The 21604-nt window shown below is 54.9% G+C and carries 10 protein-coding genes, 1 tRNA gene and 1 CRISPR repeat array; of the genes, 10 read left to right on the plus strand and 1 reads right to left on the minus strand.

Annotation, left to right across the window (positions count from 1 at the left end):
* Window positions 1-2 precede the first annotated feature (2 nt).
* From cas7c to cas2, 4 genes are all read left to right on the plus strand, one after another.
* Complete coding sequence (gene cas7c, locus CUJ86_RS07845; RefSeq protein ID WP_130647023.1) at window positions 3-854, plus strand: type I-C CRISPR-associated protein Cas7/Csd2; 852 nt, start codon at window positions 3-5, stop codon at window positions 852-854.
* Complete coding sequence (cas4, locus tag CUJ86_RS07850) at window positions 851-1537, plus strand: CRISPR-associated protein Cas4 (protein ID WP_130647024.1); 687 nt, start codon at window positions 851-853, stop codon at window positions 1535-1537. The genes cas7c and cas4 overlap by 4 nt, the downstream gene beginning before the upstream one ends.
* Before the next feature lie 68 nt (window positions 1538-1605).
* Complete coding sequence (gene cas1c / locus CUJ86_RS07855; RefSeq protein ID WP_130647025.1) at window positions 1606-2637, plus strand: type I-C CRISPR-associated endonuclease Cas1c; 1032 nt, start codon at window positions 1606-1608, stop codon at window positions 2635-2637.
* Between the two features lie 13 nt (window positions 2638-2650).
* Entirely contained in the window at window positions 2651-2938 is a 288-nt protein-coding gene (gene cas2 / locus CUJ86_RS07860; RefSeq protein ID WP_207231394.1) for a CRISPR-associated endonuclease Cas2, read from the plus strand.
* 294 nt (window positions 2939-3232) lie between these two features.
* A CRISPR array of direct repeats spans window positions 3233-10312; the repeat unit is 32 nt; unit sequence GTCACACCCCACGCGGGTGTGTGGATTGAAAT.
* A gap of 479 nt (window positions 10313-10791) precedes the next feature.
* Here cas2 and CUJ86_RS07865 read toward each other — a convergent pair.
* Entirely contained in the window at window positions 10792-11160 is a 369-nt protein-coding gene (locus tag CUJ86_RS07865) for an HIT family protein (protein ID WP_130647026.1), read from the minus strand.
* A gap of 546 nt (window positions 11161-11706) precedes the next feature.
* Between CUJ86_RS07865 and CUJ86_RS07870 the strand changes: the two genes are divergently transcribed.
* From CUJ86_RS07870 to CUJ86_RS12180, 6 genes are all read left to right on the plus strand, one after another.
* Window positions 11707-13365, plus strand: a complete 1659-nt coding sequence (locus CUJ86_RS07870) for a fasciclin domain-containing protein (RefSeq protein WP_130647027.1) — start codon at window positions 11707-11709, stop codon at window positions 13363-13365.
* A 70-nt stretch (window positions 13366-13435) separates the two neighbouring features.
* The gene (pap, locus tag CUJ86_RS07875) at window positions 13436-14908 is read left to right on the plus strand and encodes a polyphosphate:AMP phosphotransferase (protein WP_130647028.1); all 1473 of its coding nucleotides are present in this window, start codon (window positions 13436-13438) and stop codon (window positions 14906-14908) included.
* A 41-nt stretch (window positions 14909-14949) separates the two neighbouring features.
* Window positions 14950-15034 (plus strand) — tRNA-Leu (locus CUJ86_RS07880).
* Window positions 15035-15506: 472 nt separating this feature from the next.
* On the plus strand, window positions 15507-16106 hold the full coding sequence (locus tag CUJ86_RS07885; protein WP_130647029.1) for an FKBP-type peptidyl-prolyl cis-trans isomerase: 600 nt from the start codon (window positions 15507-15509) through the stop codon (window positions 16104-16106).
* Between the two features lie 143 nt (window positions 16107-16249).
* A complete protein-coding gene (locus tag CUJ86_RS12060) occupies window positions 16250-16390 on the plus strand; it encodes a hypothetical protein (protein ID WP_207231395.1) in 141 nt (46 codons plus the stop codon).
* 305 nt (window positions 16391-16695) lie between these two features.
* Window positions 16696-21579: a PKD domain-containing protein gene (locus tag CUJ86_RS12180; RefSeq protein ID WP_130647030.1), complete on the plus strand. Its 4884-nt coding sequence runs from the start codon at window positions 16696-16698 to the stop codon at window positions 21577-21579.
* Window positions 21580-21604: the final 25 nt, after the last annotated feature.

Consider the following 21604-nt stretch of genomic DNA (forward strand, 5'->3'; position numbering starts at 1 on the left):
TTATGAGTGAAATTGTCAAGAATAGGTACGAATTTGTGTTGTTGTTCGATGTCGAAAACGGAAATCCGAATGGCGATCCCGATATGGGGAATATGCCCAGGGTCGATCCGCAGACCGGTCATGGCATCGTCACCGATGTTTGCCTCAAGAGAAAGATCAGGGATTATGTTGACCTTGTAAAAGGCGGAGAAGCAGGTTACGATATCTACGTCAAGTCCGGTGTCGTCCTCAATGATCAGAACAAGAAAGCCTATGATTATCTTGGGATAAAACCAGACTCGAAGAAACCGAAGGATGACGAACTGACGAAGTTCATGTGCCAGAATTTCTTTGACATCCGGGCCTTCGGTGCTGTGATGACGACGGAGGTCAACTGTGGGCAGGTCAGAGGGCCTGTGCAGTTCGGTTTTGCCCGCAGTGCGGATCCGATCTTCCAGCAGGAAGTAACGGTCACCCGTTGTGCCGTCACAAACGAGAGAGACGCTGAAAAAGGCCAGACGATGGGCAAAAAACAGATTGTGCCCTATGGCCTGTATCGTGCCGAAGGATACATCTCAGCGCATCTGGCGAAAAAGACCACTGGATTTAACGAGGACGATCTGAACCTGCTCTGGGATAGCCTGATCAATATGTTTGAGCACGACCATTCGGCGGCCCGGGGGAAAATGTCAGCACGGAAACTGATCGTGTTCAAGCATGACAGCGAACTCGGCAACTGTCAGTCTCACGTCCTCTTTGACTGCGTAAAGGTGGAACGCCTATCCCGTGATCTCCCTCCTCGCTCTTTTGCAGATTACACAGTCACCATCTTTGACGACATCCCGAAGGGCGTTGAGATGATTGAAAAATTATGACCGAAAAAAGATATGCCGAAGACGAGTTGCTCTCGTTGTCCGGCATACAACATTTTCGATTTTGTAAGCGTCAATGGGCCTTGATTCATATCGAGCGCCAGTGGGAGGATAATCTTCGGACGACAGAAGGCCATTTTCTTCATGAGCGTGTGGATGATCCGTTCCTGAGAGAAAGCAGAGGCGATGTTATGATATCGAGAGCTTTTCCGCTGGTATCATATCGTCTTGGCCTGTATGGCGTGGCTGATGTTGTTGAGTACGTCCGTTCGGAGAACGGTGTTTCTCTTCCGGGCTGCGACGGTTTATGGAAAATGCATCCTGTAGAATACAAAAGGGGCAAACCGAAGATTGATGAGCGCGATGAAGTGCAGCTCTGTGCTCAGGTGATGTGCCTTGAAGAGATGTTCGATGTACACATATCCTCCGCCGACTTTTATTATAATGAAATTCGGAGAAGAATTCATCTTAAAATAACGGAAGAATTGAGAGATCTTGTGATCTCTTTGGCTGGTGAAATGCATGACCTCTTTAAGAAGGGAATCACCCCTCCGGCTGAAAGATCTCAGAATTGCAGATTCTGTTCTCTTGTTGATGTTTGTGTCCCAAAACTGACGAAAAAATCAGTTTCTGCCCGTAAATATGTCACCAAACATGTGAGCGATGCATGTGTAGGTGATCTCTAAAATTCTCGTTTTTTCCAGAAGAATTTATATTTTTGAAGTTGTATTTTTAGTTTAAGGGCTTTCCATCTATGAAAAAATTACTGAACACATTATATGTCACAACTCCCGAATCATATCTTCTCCGAGAGGGGGAGAATGTTGTCATTAAAATAAACAATGTTGAAAAATTTCGTATTCCGATACATAATCTTGAGGGTATAGTCTGTTTTGGCTATATGGGGGCCAGCCCTCAGTTGATGCGACTGTGTACTGACAATAATGTTGGCCTCTCATTTTTGACGCCGCATGGAAAATTCCTGGGGCGCGTTCATGGACGAATCCGGGGCAATGTGCTCTTGCGGCGTACTCAGTATCGAAAAGCTGACAATGAAGAGGAGTCACTGGATCTCGCCAGATGTTTCATCATAGGGAAAATCGTCAACTGCAGGACGGTTCTTGGAAGAAGCATTCGTGACCATGGTGATGTGATTGATCTCGATAAAATTCGTTTCATCGACTCTTTACTGATTGAAAATCTCCAGAGCATTGATTCCTGTTTAAATTCGGATTCGCTTCGCGGTATCGAAGGGAATTGTGCAAGATTTTACTTTGGCGTACTGGACGAGTTGATTCTCAAGCAGAAGGACGATTTTTTCATCACTCAGAGGAATCGGAGACCTCCGCTTGACAACATGAATGCGTTGCTGTCTTTTTTGTATACGTTGCTCGCCCATGATGTTGAGTCGGCATTAGAAACTGTCGGGCTTGATCCGTATGTTGGATTTTTCCACACCGATCGTCCTGGAAGGCCAAGCCTTGCACTTGATATGATGGAGGAACTCCGTCCATTCATGGCCGATCGCCTTGCATTGAATATGGTCAACCTCAGGCAGATCTGTGGTAAAGATTTCTTCCGGAAGGAAAATGGCGGTGTTATCATGACTGATGACGGAAGGAAAGAAATCCTGGCAGCCTGGCAAAAGAGAAAACAGGATAAGATTACTCATCCCTATTTAAATGAGAAGATATCAGTTGGATTGCTTCCGTATGTGCAGGCGATGTTGCTGGCGCGGTATCTGCGGGGAGATATTGATGGGTACCCGCCATTTTTTATGAATTGAGGTGTTTGAAGTGATGGTACTGGTAACGTACGATGTGAGCACGGAATCGGACGGTGGGAAAAGCAGACTGAGAAAGGTGGCGAAAGAATGCGTGAATTACGGACAGAGGGTGCAGAACTCCGTTTTTGAATGCCTCGTTGATCCGGCTCAGTTTGCGCAACTTAAACATTCTTTATGCAATATGATCGATGAGGAAAAAGATAGTCTCAGATTTTATTATCTGGGTAAAAACTGGAAAAATCGCGTGGAGCACTTTGGTGCTAAAAAAGGCTACGATCCCGAAGGTTTATTAGTGATGTAGTTTCTGCGAACCTGTAGTGAACATAGTTTCTCTGGGGGGTTCGCAGGGGAAATCAAGATGTCATATTTATAGTTTTGGTGAATTTGTCTTAGTAGCCTTCAGAATCGAAAACTTCCAAAAAAATCTGTTTTACCTGGAAAGATGGACCAGAGTAATTCGAAGTTTTGGGAATAACCCCATTTATCCGATGATATCCGAAAATAATATCTATCATTCGGCAAAATAGATGCCATTTGTCTATGTTCTATGCTGAGTCTTTCAAATAAGTCGAAGCATGATCTGGATGAATTTGCGGTCACACCCCACGCGGGTGTGTGGATTGAAATTTGCGCAAAAGACCCTTGCGGGAAAATCTGAGGTCACACCCCACGCGGGTGTGTGGATTGAAATGCTTCTGCTACGCCGTTCGGCGCGCTCGCTAATGCGGTCACACCCCACGCGGGTGTGTGGATTGAAATACGGTATCTATTTTAGACAGTAACGCTATACGGTGGTCACACCCCACGCGGGTGTGTGGATTGAAATCCAAACAGGATTAACCACTCCACCTTTTTTTGAGGTCACACCCCACGCGGGTGTGTGGATTGAAATTTTCAAAGTAGTGGATGTTTTGCTGTCTCCCGAAAGTCACACCCCACGCGGGTGTGTGGATTGAAATCAGCACCAAGCGGATGGTCGGGCGGAAAATACACGTCACACCCCACGCGGGTGTGTGGATTGAAATTTGATCCATCAATAGGAAACGGTTTGTTGCACTGTGTCACACCCCACGCGGGTGTGTGGATTGAAATTTTTCCCAATCGGAGCCCAAATACCCCCATTAATTGTCACACCCCACGCGGGTGTGTGGATTGAAATTAACGAATCCCCTATCATGTATTCAATCGAAACACGTCACACCCCACGCGGGTGTGTGGATTGAAATGATTCTGATATGGGTTTTTGGCGATCTGGTATCTGTCACACCCCACGCGGGTGTGTGGATTGAAATTGCCATCCACCTTCACACCCAGGGAGCCGCACCGTCACACCCCACGCGGGTGTGTGGATTGAAATAGATCATGTGCGGACCTATGGCTTATTGCAGAGGTCACACCCCACGCGGGTGTGTGGATTGAAATATAATAATGGTGTTGCGCAACTCATAGGTTGTGCGGTCACACCCCACGCGGGTGTGTGGATTGAAATCCCTGGGGGCGGTCGTAATGGCGGCCCTCTCCCCGTCACACCCCACGCGGGTGTGTGGATTGAAATGTATTTTCGATGGCCGATGATGTCCAGACCACGGTCACACCCCACGCGGGTGTGTGGATTGAAATATGTGATCATGCACGCATGTGCGCACATATACGTCACACCCCACGCGGGTGTGTGGATTGAAATTCCCGTGCTACTGTGATCTTCATGCCGGGGCGTGGTCACACCCCACGCGGGTGTGTGGATTGAAATCAGATGGTCCAGGGTGGCCCACCCCCCCTCTGAGTCACACCCCACGCGGGTGTGTGGATTGAAATTCAACCCTTTGTTTATTATGCGGTCGTACTCTTCCTGGTCACACCCCACGCGGGTGTGTGGATTGAAATCCGTGTTGTCCGGCTACAGCACCCCTGCCTCACCATGTCACACCCCACGCGGGTGTGTGGATTGAAATTTCCACAGAGGACAATCAGCATTCGGGTCGTACCGGTCACACCCCACGCGGGTGTGTGGATTGAAATCACCACGCCAAAAATATGTATCTCGAAATTACGTCACACCCCACGCGGGTGTGTGGATTGAAATCCCGATGTATTGCAGGCGCTCAAGGGAGGAGGAAGTCACACCCCACGCGGGTGTGTGGATTGAAATTCGCCGGAGATGTCATCACAACCGATTATGCCAGTCACACCCCACGCGGGTGTGTGGATTGAAATTCGTCCAGATTCCCTCTTGCGGCGTCTTTCGATGTCACACCCCACGCGGGTGTGTGGATTGAAATTTCCACAGAGGACAATCAGCATTCGGGTCGTACCGTCACACCCCACGCGGGTGTGTGGATTGAAATAGCCTCGGCGATGGCGTGCCAGATGGCCGCAACGGTCACACCCCACGCGGGTGTGTGGATTGAAATACCAGGGAGGTGATCCGGGAATGCTTGAACGCCGTCACACCCCACGCGGGTGTGTGGATTGAAATTGATATATCTGGGAGACCACATCATCAGAAAGAGGTCACACCCCACGCGGGTGTGTGGATTGAAATTGGGAACTCCTCGATCCGGCACATCTGAAAGTCGTCACACCCCACGCGGGTGTGTGGATTGAAATACGGCGGCGGGCATAATATCAATAGCGTCGGTGGTCACACCCCACGCGGGTGTGTGGATTGAAATGGAACACCGGAGGATGACCGTGCCGCGGGGAGGTCACACCCCACGCGGGTGTGTGGATTGAAATTCTCAGAGGGGGGGTGGGCCACCCTGGACCATCGTCACACCCCACGCGGGTGTGTGGATTGAAATGATTCCGGCGATGGTGAGGCAGGGGTGCTGTAGCCGTCACACCCCACGCGGGTGTGTGGATTGAAATCTCCATACTGTTAAGCGCATACCAAGCAATATCGTCACACCCCACGCGGGTGTGTGGATTGAAATTCCGGTTTCTGGGGGTCCTCGACCCGCGAGAGGTCACACCCCACGCGGGTGTGTGGATTGAAATATTTATCCATCCCCGAAGAGGCCGCGCAGCTGCGGTCACACCCCACGCGGGTGTGTGGATTGAAATCGGTGGGGGGTCTCCCGCTACGGGGACCGCACCGCGTCACACCCCACGCGGGTGTGTGGATTGAAATAGAAGACGTTCGACCTCTTGGTGAGGTCGGGGATGTCACACCCCACGCGGGTGTGTGGATTGAAATTCGTGCCGTCGTCTGCTATCTGTGTGACCTCGACAGTCACACCCCACGCGGGTGTGTGGATTGAAATTCTTCGCCCATGGCAACGGCGCAGGCTGGCAACGTCACACCCCACGCGGGTGTGTGGATTGAAATACCCTTGATGGGGCTTACGAAGCGGTCTCTGGTAATGTCACACCCCACGCGGGTGTGTGGATTGAAATTCCTCACCGTGGATGCCGCCAGGGCCGAAACTACGTCACACCCCACGCGGGTGTGTGGATTGAAATTGGCCCCGGCGGCATCCGCCGAGGTCGTCACCCTGAGTCACACCCCACGCGGGTGTGTGGATTGAAATAGAGGGGAATACGATGACGACTGTCACATTCGAGTCACACCCCACGCGGGTGTGTGGATTGAAATTCAGATAGGATCCTCTCCATCTCAGGATCCAATCGGTCACACCCCACGCGGGTGTGTGGATTGAAATATTGTAATTCATTATTTCTATAAATTTGGCACCGTCACACCCCACGCGGGTGTGTGGATTGAAATGAGAGGGGGGCATCTTTCCAGTGACGCTCAGGCTGGGTCACACCCCACGCGGGTGTGTGGATTGAAATAGAAGTACATCAAGACTCAGAAAGTGATGTGACCGTCACACCCCACGCGGGTGTGTGGATTGAAATCATTCCGGGAGCGGAGCCCATCGACCTCTATCCTGTCACACCCCACGCGGGTGTGTGGATTGAAATCTTGCACCTTGTCAGGTTGCTTTCGTCAACCTCGTCACACCCCACGCGGGTGTGTGGATTGAAATTACTGGCTGACGGCAGTGTTCGGCCTGCGGTCGAAGTCACACCCCACGCGGGTGTGTGGATTGAAATAGAGAAAGGAGTGCAGGATTTAGGGTTGGGGGATGTCACACCCCACGCGGGTGTGTGGATTGAAATACTCCGTATTCGGAGCAAAAGAAACCGAAACGAGGTCACACCCCACGCGGGTGTGTGGATTGAAATGCTATCAAAATGCTTCTTAAATCCGAAACGGAGGTCACACCCCACGCGGGTGTGTGGATTGAAATGAGAAGCATGATAGGTTCTAACGAATCCCCTATCGTCACACCCCACGCGGGTGTGTGGATTGAAATTAAAGAGTTTTTGGCGATTGTCGCCAAGAACAATGTCACACCCCACGCGGGTGTGTGGATTGAAATATAGGCAGGTCGATAAGGTGACTAATGCAGTCTGTCACACCCCACGCGGGTGTGTGGATTGAAATCCAAGCAGGATTAACACTGTCCACCCTTTTTTGAGGTCACACCCCACGCGGGTGTGTGGATTGAAATATGCTCTCTTTGGCCACGAAACCGCCAAAGAAGGTCACACCCCACGCGGGTGTGTGGATTGAAATATCCTACACCGTCGGCGAAGGGTTGGTATCGTGGTCACACCCCACGCGGGTGTGTGGATTGAAATCTGGTATCGGCGATCATCGCGGGTGGTGAGTTTGGTCACACCCCACGCGGGTGTGTGGATTGAAATAAGGCGGCGCTCGACTCCCTCTGGGGCCTGTTCAGTCACACCCCACGCGGGTGTGTGGATTGAAATAGAAGACGTTCGACCTCTTGGTGAGGTCGGGGATGTCACACCCCACGCGGGTGTGTGGATTGAAATCGGCCAGAGGAAACGGTCATCCTCTGCGCCTCGTCACACCCCACGCGGGTGTGTGGATTGAAATAGAGGCGGTCGAGCCGTCTGGATAGGTGCAGGTGGTCACACCCCACGCGGGTGTGTGGATTGAAATAGACCAAACAGAGACCGTATGGCCCCATGTTGCCGTCACACCCCACGCGGGTGTGTGGATTGAAATATCGAAAATCGATTGTAGGCAATCCTAGCGTCTGTCACACCCCACGCGGGTGTGTGGATTGAAATTTCGTTAGTCGGGCTGAAGTCATGGCTGATCTTGTCACACCCCACGCGGGTGTGTGGATTGAAATACATGGGGAGGTTAGTCATCGAGGTGACGAAGGGGGTCACACCCCACGCGGGTGTGTGGATTGAAATTGCGCCCGCATGCGCACCGTCGCCGCCGTAGGGGGTCACACCCCACGCGGGTGTGTGGATTGAAATTTCAAGGGTTTCGGCTACCATTGCATGATGGTCGTCACACCCCACGCGGGTGTGTGGATTGAAATTATCCGAAGTCAAATCAGGCAATGCCCCGTGGTTGTCACACCCCACGCGGGTGTGTGGATTGAAATTGAAAAGCACGATAATTAACAACCCTATCGAATTAGTCACACCCCACGCGGGTGTGTGGATTGAAATTCTCTCTGGTTCTCTCGGGTGACTCGATCCTCCGTCACACCCCACGCGGGTGTGTGGATTGAAATTAATATATCCCAAATATTGAATTCGCTATCAAAGTCACACCCCACGCGGGTGTGTGGATTGAAATACACCACCTCATCACGGAAAATGGGGTGTGGTGGTCACACCCCACGCGGGTGTGTGGATTGAAATCGTACCGCCTCGGTTCTGTTTTCTCGGCGTAGTTGTCACACCCCACGCGGGTGTGTGGATTGAAATACCGTATCCAAAACCGGATATACGGGGGTCTCCGTCACACCCCACGCGGGTGTGTGGATTGAAATGGATAGAAGTTCATCTATGATTTTTGCCATGTGTCACACCCCACGCGGGTGTGTGGATTGAAATATTTCCGCATGACTGACGATATGGAGGAATATTATGTCACACCCCACGCGGGTGTGTGGATTGAAATACATCGAACGGTTTCCGGCGCCGGCCAAGCTGGAGTCACACCCCACGCGGGTGTGTGGATTGAAATCAGATGGTCCAGGGTGGCCCACCCCCCCTCTGAGTCACACCCCACGCGGGTGTGTGGATTGAAATGTTTTCAGGTCTATTCAGTGCCTCGCGAACTTTGTCACACCCCACGCGGGTGTGTGGATTGAAATCCATACCGCACCAGGTTTAACGATGACGCCAGGGGTCACACCCCACGCGGGTGTGTGGATTGAAATGCCTGCAATCGGAGATTTTTCACCGCCTCCAGGAGTCACACCCCACGCGGGTGTGTGGATTGAAATCTCCGATTTCTTCCCTGACCTTGTGTATGGGGTCACACCCCACGCGGGTGTGTGGATTGAAATAACGATCTCGGGATGGGGGGCTCTCAGGAGGTGCTGTCACACCCCACGCGGGTGTGTGGATTGAAATTGGCAGAGGTGCCGGTCCCGGTCCTGGGACTCAGTCACACCCCACGCGGGTGTGTGGATTGAAATTCAATGTCTTTGTCCTTATGCTCACAACTGTAGTTGTCACACCCCACGCGGGTGTGTGGATTGAAATATAAGTTCCGCAAGACCATTCTTAGTTGTATATTCGTCACACCCCACGCGGGTGTGTGGATTGAAATCTTAATCACGATAATCCCCGGCGGGAAGTATTCGTCACACCCCACGCGGGTGTGTGGATTGAAATCCCTGGAGGTACTCGAGGCGGAACCGGCGCAGCCGTCACACCCCACGCGGGTGTGTGGATTGAAATCACCAGCACAATTGCGCTCAACGTCAGTGAGTCGGTCACACCCCACGCGGGTGTGTGGATTGAAATACCCTATCGAACGGGGGATTGACCGGAAGCGGAGTCACACCCCACGCGGGTGTGTGGATTGAAATCGGCCACAAACGACATATACATCCTTTCGGGGACGTCACACCCCACGCGGGTGTGTGGATTGAAATGATAACCCGATAGTATGTTTTTACCCATTCGGATGTCACACCCCACGCGGGTGTGTGGATTGAAATAATTACTCCATTATGACGTTAAAATCCTCATCTGTCACACCCCACGCGGGTGTGTGGATTGAAATTGGATCATCTCGATGTTCGATGTGCTGCTCATAAAGTCACACCCCACGCGGGTGTGTGGATTGAAATCGTCTTTGTTCGCAGAGAACCGCCTTGCGCCGTAAGTCACACCCCACGCGGGTGTGTGGATTGAAATCGCTCCTGCCGGTGAGATCGCCCCGCACCTGGGGCAGTCACACCCCACGCGGGTGTGTGGATTGAAATAATGATCGCCGCTGTATCCGCTGATCCCTTGGAGGTCACACCCCACGCGGGTGTGTGGATTGAAATGACATCCAGACCGCGCTTGCGAATGGTGTCGTCGATGTCACACCCCACGCGGGTGTGTGGATTGAAATTTCCCACTGCCGTAGAGAATCGCCACGATCTGTTGTCACACCCCACGCGGGTGTGTGGATTGAAATTCATGTATTGAAAAACTACGCTATATACACATCGTCACACCCCACGCGGGTGTGTGGATTGAAATACAGAACCGCGTGAACCTCTACGCCTCGTCCCGTCACACCCCACGCGGGTGTGTGGATTGAAATATCGATAGCGCTATACGGTGGATAGGTCACATAAGTCGCACCCCACGCGGGTGTGTGGATTGAAATTCCATACCGAGGACCTCAGAGAGAAACCATTCGTCACACCCCACGCGGGATCGATCCCATCTCCAGCATGGGAAGATGTCCTCTCTGGGGGTGCACCGCGGGTTGTTACTCTCTCCATATCATCCCCGCCCCACCTGAAAGTTAGTATAACCCGAAACTGTACGGGCAGATATATAACTGTCATGACACGAGAATCAGGGATGATTATGGTGAGACAATGCCGAAAAAAGTGCACAATGGGCACGAATAAACAACTGCATCAGACGTATGGGACAAGAGATGCATAAAATGCTCTGTAAACGCACAAATCCTCCCTATTTATGATTAAACCGCATTAAAGCTCACTAACTGCATAAAACTACAAATAATATCATAAATAGCGAAAAGGAATGTAATTCATAAGCCCGCTGAGATTCGAACTCAGAACCTCCGCCGTGCTGCGGCGGAGGCGATCCAGCTAGACCATTTGGGGATGCCCCTCAATACACCCTCTTCTCCGGTATAACTCCCCGCACCCCGCCCCGCGGGTTCTCGATATCCCCCTCATACCGGGGGATCAGGTGGACGTGCAGGTGCATCACCGTCTGCCCGGCCGCCGCACCGATATTCACGCCGACATTGTAGCCGTCGGGACCGAACTCGCGGTCGAGGTGGCGTTTCGCCTCCCGGACCAGGGCGAGCAATGCCTCCTCCTCCCCGGCGGTGGCCTCGAAAAAGTCTGCGAAATGCCGGAACGGGATGATCAGCAGGTGGCCCGGGCTCACCGGATAGCGGTCGCAGCGGGCATAGCAGAGGTCGTTTTCAAGCACGACCTCCGGGGGTTCGGGGTTGCAGAATGGACAGGTCATGGCGCCCATGCCTCATTGCCCCTGATCTCGATTAAGGATGTGCATGCGTCGGCCAGGTGATCGGTTGCCGGGTCCTTCCAGTCGCTCCACCGGGCACGTGGGAGATCCGGACCTCCTCTTCAAAGCGGCGGGGGCCGCATACGGGGAGGCACAGGAAAAAGAATGCCAGTTCACACGCCACGTCCCTCCCCGACCACGAACTACTAACGAACTACTAATGTGTGTAAAATTAGTAGTTCGATCCGATCCCGAAAGAAACGAAGGTGAAACGGCGCACTCTTCTGGCCCCCGGGCCATTCCACGACTTCCCCCGGAGCACAAACAACCTGTTCCGGGCATCAGAACCCCTCTCTGCAACGGTGATCGCCCTCTCCAAAAAATCCCGGAAACCGATCCTTATAAAATCCCACTCCTCGCCCGGATCCAGATCTCCTCAAAATATCATCTAACACAAAAATAATGGAGAAAATATATTAATCATGCTGACCCAGTGCGCCCCTGATCCATTCGTGACGGTGTGTCGGGAGACCTGACCGGGAGAGACGGATGGAAATGACGGACCGCACCGTCCCGGCACACGCCCATGAACGAGGTGAAAATATGAATGCAATCAAGGTTATGAGCCTGTTCCTTCTTGCCATCCTGGTAATAACGGGCATTGCCGCCGGGGAGGACACCTACCTCACCGGCATTGAAGGCGGGAACCTCAGCATCTATGATGCGCTGTCCGGCGACAGCAACTTCACGATGCTGGTGACCACCCTCGACCTGACCGGACTGAACGAGACCCTGAGCGCCGAAGGATCCTACACCCTCTTCGCCCCGACCGACGAGGCGATCAACGAAATCCCCGAGGACGTCCTGGACCTGCTCATGAACGACACCGTCATGCTGGAGATGGTGCTCTCCTATCATCTCGTCAACGGCACCTACTATGCCGCCGACCTGGAGCAGATGGACACCCTCGGGACGATGCTGGGCATGGACGTGAACCTCACGGTCACCGACGACGGGATCATGGTGAATGACGCACTCATCATCCAGAGCGACGTCACCTGCACAAACGGTGTCATCCATGTCATCGACACCGTGCTCGAACCGCCCGGCACACCGGACTACACCATCTACGAGACACTCGGCATGGCCGACAACTTCACCACACTGGTGACGGCCCTGGACGCCACCGGCCTGAACGAGACCCTGAACGGCACCGAGATGTACACCCTCTTTGCCCCGACAGACGACGCCTTCGCCGCCCTCCCCGAGGGGGTGCTCGACGGCCTGCTCAATGACACACCGGCGCTCACCGACGTCCTCCTCTACCATGTGGTGGACGGCTACATGGACGAAGAGAGCCTCACCATGATGGGAGAGGTGCAGAGTCTGCAGGGCACAAACCTCACCATCACGGTGACCGAGGAGGGGGTGATGGTCGACAACGCATTGATCATGGTCTCCGACGTCCTCTGCAGGAACGGGGTTTTCCATGTGATCGATGCGGTGCTCGTCCCGCCGGTCGAGGGGGCCGTTGACTTCTCGGCCGAACCAACCGAAGGAATGGCACCGCTCGACGTGCAGTTCACGGTGAACACCACCATCGCCAATATCACAAAATACTACTGGGACTTCGGGAACGGCTATATGTCCACCCGCCAGGACCCGCTCTTCACCTACCATGAGGCCGGCACCTATAACGTGAGCCTCACCGTCACCGATGAGATGGGCCACACCTACACCGAGATGAAGATGGACTACATCATGGTCGAGGAGGAGTCCGGAGGGATGAGCATCGCCGAAACCGTCGGAGGGGATGAGAACTTCACCACGCTGGCGGCCGCTCTCGAAATGACCGGGCTTGACATGACCCTGAACGGCTCTGACGACTACACCCTCTTCGCCCCGACGAACGACGCCTTCGCCGCCCTCCCCGAGGGGGTGCTCGACGGTCTGCTCAACGACACAGAGGCGCTCACCGACGTCCTGCTCTACCATGCGGCGGCCGACACATACATGGCTGAAGACCTGATGGGTATGGAGAGCCTGATGATGCTCAACGGCATGGAGACGACGATCACCTGGGACGAGATGAACGAGAGCCTGATGATCGACGATGCAACGGTGATATCGGCCGACATCGAGTGCACGAACGGCGTGGTCCACGTAATCGACATGGTGCTGCAGCCGGCGGCCGAGGAGACGGCATAGAGGGGCCGATGTTCATCCCCTTTTTTTCCGGATCGTTTTTCTCCTCCCCTCCCCTTGATCTCCCTGTCCCATGTTCGAGCAGTATGACCTGACCAAACAGGTGAGCGACGAGGACTATAAAGCGATCTTCCCGGATCTTGCAGCCCACCTCAGTCGTCTCCAGAGGGAGGCGCGGGATCTCGACCTCCCGGTGATCATCACCGCCGACGGCTGGAACCTCTCCGGCATCTCGACAATGCTCCACCAGTTCGTCCTCGCCCTCGACCCCCGCCTCTACTCCTACCATGCCGCATCGACGCCGACACGAGAAGAGGCGGACCGCCCGTTTCTCTGGCGGTTCTGGCTGCGGACCCCGACGACCGGCAGGATGGCCATCTTCGACCGTTCATGGTATTCCCGCCTGACCGCAGAGCGTATCCACCCCGGGGATGGGGGGGCACCCGAGCGGTCGTTGCGGGAGATCACCCGTTTCGAGCGGCACCTCACCGACGCCGGGGCGGTGATCATCAAGCTCTTTCTCCACATCAGCAGAGACGAGCAGGCAGAACGGATCGAGCGGATCAAACAGGAACCGGCGGCGGCAGTGCTGATCGACGGGCATGAAACGGTCAGGCTGGAGCACTACGAACTCTATCTCCCGGTGTTTGAGGGGATGATCGCCGCCACCGATACCCCGAATGCACCCTGGACGGTGGTCGAGGCGCACGACCGGAACTTCACGGTGATCAAGGGGATGAGCACGGTGGTGCACGCCCTCGAACGCGCCATCGAGGAGCGGCGGTCGACGGTGGTGCCGCGCTATCCGGCACCCCTGCAGCCACCCTCGAACAAACTCCTCGACCTGCCCGACCCCTCGAAACACGCCCTTTCAAAGAAAGAATACCATGAGGCGATCAACCAATACGGCGAGCAGATCACCGCACTGCAATATTCCCTCTACCGGGAGCGCCTCCCCCTCATCGTGGTGTATGAGGGATGGGACGCCGCAGGAAAGGGGGGGGCGATCATGCGCCTCACCCGCCGCCTCAACCCCCGCATCTGTCAGGTCGAACCGATCGGGCCGCCGAACGAGGCGGAGTCCCGGCACCACTATCTCTGGCGGTTCTGGCGCGACCTCCCGAAAAAGGGGCATATCGCCGTCTTCGACCGGAGCTGGTACGGGCGGGTGCTCGTCGAACGGGTGGAAGGACTTTCCTCCCCCTCTGAGGTGGAACGGGCCTACAATGAGATCAACGAGTTCGAGGAGGCGCTCACCGACTGGGGCGCCCTTCTCGTGAAGTTCTGGCTGCACATCGACAGGAACGAGCAGCTCCACCGCTTCATCGACCGGGAGGAGGACCCGGAGAAGCAGTGGAAGATCACCCCCGACGACTGGCGCAACCGCAGTCGCTGGGACATCTATGCCGCTTCGGTCGCCGAGATGCTGGAGCGGACCGACACGAAGACCGCCCCCTGGACCGTGATCTCCACAAACGACAAGCGCTACGCCCGGGTCAAATGCCTGCGGACGGTGGCGGAAACGGTGGAGCAGGCACTGAAGTAGCCCATCATCTTTTTGTCTGCCACCGTCCATGTAGTAGGAGAGCGAGGGTAGATAAGCCTGGCCAAAATCGATGGACTTAAGATCCATTCTCTCAGGAGTTCGTGGGTTCGAATCCCTCCCCTCGCACTGATCTTTCGGGTTTTAGTTAGTCGTGAAAAACGCCACTTTTGAATTTCACTCATTCCTGGTAGAAATATTTCATCAAATGATTGGCACCTTAGAGTCGGTTACGGTATTGTAGTCGCAGGCATTGAAATCAGACTGCTTTGTATCAACCTCCGGGATGACATGCGAACGATTACATCCCGGCCCTGCTCCCTGAGCAGGACATCAATCTTTTGTTTCCGCGTCTGATGTTCATTGAGATCCATGTGTTACTCCGTTGTGGACACATATTGAATGAAAAATTAATTCAAGTCAATAATTGACTCGTTTGGCACCATACATCAATTTTATATAATCTGTTTGATATTGCTCAATAATCCTCCTGAATTCTCCATGGGTTAATTTCGTCTCACGTATCCAATGATGCTCTCTATTTTTCGCAATTCTGAAGAAATGGGCAATCATTATGAGGTTTTACGTGAGTTATTACTCTATGAAAAATGGAATTCGGTCCTCACGGTTGGTTTTTCTTTCACTGGTAATTATTGCCTTAGTGCTGTCGACAGCGATAGTTGTAGGATTGTCGCTTGCCGGAAGCTATGCAATGGATGAAGATGCGCCTGCAAAATCCGGAGATCAGGTATGCGTATATTATTCGCTCTCTTTTCCCGGAGGTGCTGTATTTGAATCGAATATAAACGGAACAGCCCTGAATTTCACACTCGGAAGCGGAGCCATGATCTCCGGATTCGACAAGGCAATACATGGAATGGTTCCGGGTGAGACCAAAACGGTCATCTTAACACCAGATGAGGCCTATGGGGAGAGAAATGAGACCCTTGTAAAAACAATTCCATTGAATGAAGCAATTGATCTGATAAACAGCATGGATAAGGAAAATATCACAATATCGTTTATTCCCGGTTATCCCTGTCCGATGATCGAATATCTGCCTCCGGAAGGGAAATACGTGAGATATCTGTTTACGAACATAACTGAAGATTCGGTGACTGTTGATATGAACAAGCCGCTCGTGGGAAAAGATCTCCAGTTTACAATTACTCTTGATTCTATTATCAAAAAGACGGAATGAATATTATTCTCTCCTTTTTTGGCAGTTCAGTAATGTATTTTGAAATGTCCGGTTAATTGGTCACCGGATCGTTCTATCAATCATATTGCTTCTATCGTCTCAGTACTTCGTTCATCCACGCACTGATTTTTCTCCTATGAATATTGGCGTTTGTCTTCGCCCATGCTCCTTTCAGACCAACGCCCCCTGAGGCCTCCTCTGCAATACTCTTCCACGAGTTCACGCTCTGGAGCGGGGCGGGCGGACTTCCTGGGGGGAAGATGGTCGCTCTTCCGGGCTCTTAAACGTCTATTTCTCCAGAATGATCCCTTATTGGAATTTCTTCAATGAATGATAATGGGAACACGCGGCATGAAAAACACAATATTTATACTCGATTGTTGAGCACTGATCGAATACGATCGGATGCTGCCCGGCACCCTCATTACCTGCCCCCCCCTGACGAGATGTAATTCACCGACTGCCACCCACACACCGGCACGAACCTGAAGAACGGTTCAGGCGTTCTGATACGGAACACGCTCATATTCCCCCCTCGTTTTTTCCGCAGGCGGAGTTCCGACAGCGGCGAGACATCCTTCTGGTGGTTATGGTGAAACAGATACTCTCTCTTGTGGTGCTTTGTGTCGTGGCGGCGATGATCGCCCCGGCAGCGGCAGGGGCATCGTATGCCTACGATCCCTCGATCCTCGACAGTCCCTCGATCAGGATGGACGCCGATCCCGACCAGGTGGCGGTGGCGGCACCGGAATATCAGAACATATCGGAGATCTCCGCAGAAGAGACCCTGGAAGGGGTCTACGTCTACGACGTGGGATCGCACACCGCCGTGCGCGAACCCGCAGTGGTGATGGACGATCAGACGACCGGTCTCATCCCCGGCAGCACGGGCATCCTCTCCCTCCCTTCCAGTTCGATCCAATCTGTATGGGGCGAAGATACCCGTTTCAGAGTCGCCGACACCACGCAGTATCCCTGGAGGACGATTTGCAATCTCCTGATGACCTATCCAGGGTCTGAAAAGACCTATATCGGATCTGGCGCCATTATCGATGATTTTCATGTGCTCACCGCCGGGCATAACGTCTATGACCGGGAAGACAAACTGGGATGGGCAGAATCGATAGAGGTGATACCGGGCCAGACCACCGATGAGGCCGGGCGGATCCTCATGCCCTTCGGACAGGCGAAGGCAACCCTGATGACTACCGTTGAGAAATGGATGGAAGAGGGGGATAGTCGTCACGACTGGGCGGTGATCACGCTGGACCGGAGTATCGGCAGGTACACGGGCTGGATGGGGATGACCAACGATTACTACTGGAGTGACATCTACGCCGGCGAACTCTCCGTGGCCGGGTATCCGGGGGACCTGGACCGGGGGTATGTGATGTACCAGGACGACAACCTCGGCAGCGAAGCCTCATATTACAACCACTGGTACTATATGGACACCTACGGGGGCATGAGCGGTTCTCCCGTCTGGTACATGCAGGACGGCGATCCCTACATCCTCTCGGTTCACACGGCACCCGACATTGATGGAACTGAAAGGAATATGGGAACCCGCCTGTGCGATCTCAGACTTGAGAGTGTGGCGGAATGGACCGCCCGCGACGACGCCCCCCAGGATAAGCCCGACCTGATCGACAACGGTGAGACACAGGCAGGATTTGCACCGATAATCGCCATACGGGACGAGACGGACTTTGAGATCCACTGCAACGTCGGCAATATCGGAACCGCACAATCGCCCGTTTGCTCGGTAGCCTTCTATGCCTCGCCCGACCTGACAATCGACGCAACCGACCATCTCATTGCCACGGGTTCCCTCTCGCCGATAGAGCCGTTCCAGTCCGGGACGTGTACCTGGTCAGGGACGTTTCCGGAGAGCGTACCCGCCGGCACCTACTTTGCAGGGTGGATCATCGACCCGGACGATCAGGTGAATGAATTCGACGAGACCAACAACCGGGAGGTGTATTGCGAGCATTATCTCTATGTCAATGATGCCGCCGTCGAGAACAATCCGCCTGACCCACCGCAGCCCAACTACCCGTCCGACGGGGAGACCGACGTGGTCTGCTTTACTACCCTGAGCTGGACGTGCACGGACCAGGACGGGGACAGCCTCACCTATGATGTCTACATCGGGCTCTCCGCCTCGGCGCTGGAGTGCATCGATGAGGACCGGGAACTCACCTATATCCTCTGGCAGGACCTCAGTCCCGATACGCAATACTTCTGGAAGGTGGTGGCCGACGACGGACAGGACAGGACGGAGAGTCAGGTCTGGACCTTCACCACCCGGACAGAAGATCCCGCGCCGATTGCCGACTTCACGGCTGATGGTACTTCCGGCACCGCCCCCCTGACGGTGCAGTTCACCGACACCTCTTCTGGCGCCCCGACCTCCTGGGAGTGGTCTTTCGGCGACGGGAACACCTCCACCGATCAACACCCGACCCACACCTATACGGCGGCAGGCACGTACACGGTGAGCCTGACGGTGGACAATGCGAATTGGCAGGATACTACAACAAAGACCGATTTCATCTCAGTAACCGAGCCGGACGGGTCGGCCATTGTCTGGCAGCGGTGCCTCGGGGGGTCATCCCGGGACTATGCATACAGTATCCAGCAGACCTCAGACGGCGGGTATGTCGTCGCCGGGGTGACCGAATCAACCGACGGCGATGTCAGCGGAAACCATGGCAACGAAGATGCCTGGGTGGTGAAACTGGACGCTGCCGGCAACCGGGTCTGGCAGCGGTGTCTTGGGGGTTCATCCGGAGATTATGCAGAGAGTATCCGGCAGACCTCAGACGGCGGGTATATCGTCGCCGGGTTTACCTACTCAACCGACGGCGACGTCAGCGGAAACCATGGCGGCGCTGATATCTGGGTGGTGAAACTGGACGCTGCCGGCAACCGGGTCTGGCAGCGGTGTCTCGGAGGGGCATCTGACGACCGTGCATTCAATATATTACAGACAGCAGACGGCGGCTACATCGTCGCCAGCTATACCTACTCAACCGACGGCGATGTCAGCGGAAACCATGGCAGCTATGATGCCTGGGTGGTGAAACTGGACGCTGCCGGCAACCGGATCTGGCAGCGGGGTCTCGGAGGGGCATCTGACGACCGTGCGCTCAGTATCCAGCAAATGGCAGACGGGGGGTATGTCGTCGCCGGGGTGACCTGGTCAACCGACGGCGATGTCAGCGGAAACCATGGCGACAGTGATGCCTGGGTGGTGAAGCTGGATGCTGCCGGCAGCATGGTCTGGCAGCGGTGCCTCGGGGGGTCATCCCGGGACTATGCATACAGTATCCGGCAGACCTCAGACGGCGGGTATATCGTCGCCGGGGAGACCGGTTCAATCGACGGTGATGTCAGCGGAAACCATGGCGACAGTGATGCCTGGGTGGTGAAACTGGACGCTGCCGGCAACCAGGTCTGGCAGCGGTGTTTCGGGGGGTCATCCAGAGACTTTGCATACAGTATCCAGCAGACGTCGGACGGCGGATATGTCGTCGCCGGCGGGACCTGGTCAACCGACGGCGATGTCAGCGGAAACCATGGCGACTCTGATGGCTGGATGGTGAAACTGGACGTTGCCGGCAGCATGGTGTGTCAGCGGTGTTTCGGAGGGACATCCTCTGATCTTGCATTTAGCATCCAGCAGATCTCTGACGGCGGGTATGTGGTCGCCAGCTATACCTGTTCAAACGACGGCGATGTCAGCGGAAACCATGGCGACTCTGATGGTTGGGTGGTGAAACTGGAGGGCAGTGGTTCGGTTGCCGTACCGGTTGCCCATGCCTACTTCATCCTGAACCAGAACTCCCTGAGATGGGTGGACGGCGACCGGATCGAGGGCGGGACCTGTTCCTGTCTGCAGGATTATTTCATGACCGCAGTCAACTGGGCCGAGGATCCCGCCTGCACCATGACGAACATCACCTTCGTCCTGGACACAGAGGGGGTGTCTGATGTCGAACCCCCCGAGTATGCAATAGTTCAGGATACCCGCGTCACCTGGACATTCCCGCCCTCCCGCACCGTTCCGCCAGGGGCAGAGATCTCGGCGGGAGCCAGCACATCGCGGACCGAGAACCGGACCTCGGGTCTGACGATGGAGCGCTCCTGCAACAGGAGCACTTTCACTGCGGCGGGAGGTCAGCGGGTGACCCTCACCCTCACCTGCGACCCCGTCCCCGCAGTCAACCTCTGGGGGCGGATCGTGGGCACCGATACCGCCGAGGTCCGGGCGATACCGATCCTCTCGACCTTCCAGACAGACGCACCGCTGCAATCGGTGATGCAGAAAGGAAACACGGTGCAGTTCTCCCTCGACCAGAGCCAGATCGAGGCGGGGCGCACCTACCAGATCTCCTGTGACCTGGCGGTCACCCCGAACGGGATGTTCTCCTATGCCCCGAAATGCTGCATCTGGGAGGTGCTGAACCAGACGAGCGCCGGTGCATCCGAGGGCTCCACGCTCACCCTCCCGGACGGATGCCTGCCCACGGGGGTGAACGCCGTTTCATTCGGATCAGATCTGACATGTTCCTGGCACACCGCACTGAACGACCAGATCATCTCGACGATCTGCCAGCGCCTCATCACCGTCGAACACGGAACCGTCACCGTCAATGCATCCGGAGATGGAAACGCCACCATAGGTGACGAAATCACGCTCTCAGGAACGAACACCGACAGTGCGATGACCTATCTCTTCCTCACCGGTCCGGGGCTGCCGGCATCCGGGGTCAACCTCATGAACCTCTCGGCAGCGGTGGAGAGCGACGATCCGTCGACCTTCACCATTGTCGCCGTAAAGATCGACGAGACCTGGGACTACCGCTGGGACACCGCCTCCGTGTGGGGAGGGGCGCTCCAGGAGGGCACCTATACCCTCTACGCCGCCCCGCAGCCGAAGGCGCTCGCAGACCTTGACGGCGTCCCGTATGCACAGGCGGCGATCGGGTTCACTGCCCCTGTCCTGCCGTGCAACGTCTCCTTTGTCGCCGATCAGACCTCGGGCGTGGCGCCCCTGACGGTGCAGTTCACCGACACCTCAGACGGCGCCCCGACCTCCTGGTCCTGGTCCTTCGGGGACGGCGCCGCCTCCACCGATCAAAACCCCATCCACACCTACACCGCCGCCGGCGACTTCACCGTCTCCCTCTCGGTGAACGGGGGCGTGGACACCTGCACACACACCGCATACATCACCGTCACGCCGGTGCTCTATGGCGATGCAAACGGTGACGAAACGGTGAACCAGGCCGACACCCTGCGGGTGCTGCGGCAGGTGGTCGGTCTCGCCGCGAAGCCCGCGGCAGAATCAGACGCATTTACCAGGGCCGACGTCCACGCAAACGGCGTGATCGAGGTGGGCGACGCCCTGTTCATCGCCCAGTATAATGTGGGGCTGCGAGATGCCTGTTTTGCGTTGAAGGGATAATTTATTCTCTTTTTGTTTTGCGATC

This window comes from Methanofollis fontis (genome assembly GCF_004297185.1).
Taxonomy (GTDB): Archaea; Halobacteriota; Methanomicrobia; order Methanomicrobiales; family Methanofollaceae; genus Methanofollis; species Methanofollis fontis.

What these genes read in the sequence shown, in the direction of transcription:
- cas7c (WP_130647023.1), top strand. Translation starts at nt 3, where the DNA reads ATGAGTGAAATTGTCAAGAATAGGTACGAATTTGTGTTGTTGTTCGAT.
- cas4 (WP_130647024.1), top strand. Translation starts at nt 851, where the DNA reads ATGACCGAAAAAAGATATGCCGAAGACGAGTTGCTCTCGTTGTCCGGC.
- cas1c (WP_130647025.1), top strand. Translation starts at nt 1,606, where the DNA reads ATGAAAAAATTACTGAACACATTATATGTCACAACTCCCGAATCATAT.
- cas2 (WP_207231394.1), top strand. Translation starts at nt 2,651, where the DNA reads ATGGTACTGGTAACGTACGATGTGAGCACGGAATCGGACGGTGGGAAA.
- CUJ86_RS07865 (WP_130647026.1), bottom strand. Translation starts at nt 11,160, where the DNA reads ATGACCTGTCCATTCTGCAACCCCGAACCCCCGGAGGTCGTGCTTGAA.
- CUJ86_RS07870 (WP_130647027.1), top strand. Translation starts at nt 11,707, where the DNA reads ATGGAAATGACGGACCGCACCGTCCCGGCACACGCCCATGAACGAGGT.
- pap (WP_130647028.1), top strand. Translation starts at nt 13,436, where the DNA reads ATGTTCGAGCAGTATGACCTGACCAAACAGGTGAGCGACGAGGACTAT.
- CUJ86_RS07885 (WP_130647029.1), top strand. Translation starts at nt 15,507, where the DNA reads ATGAAAAATGGAATTCGGTCCTCACGGTTGGTTTTTCTTTCACTGGTA.
- CUJ86_RS12180 (WP_130647030.1), top strand. Translation starts at nt 16,696, where the DNA reads ATGGTGAAACAGATACTCTCTCTTGTGGTGCTTTGTGTCGTGGCGGCG.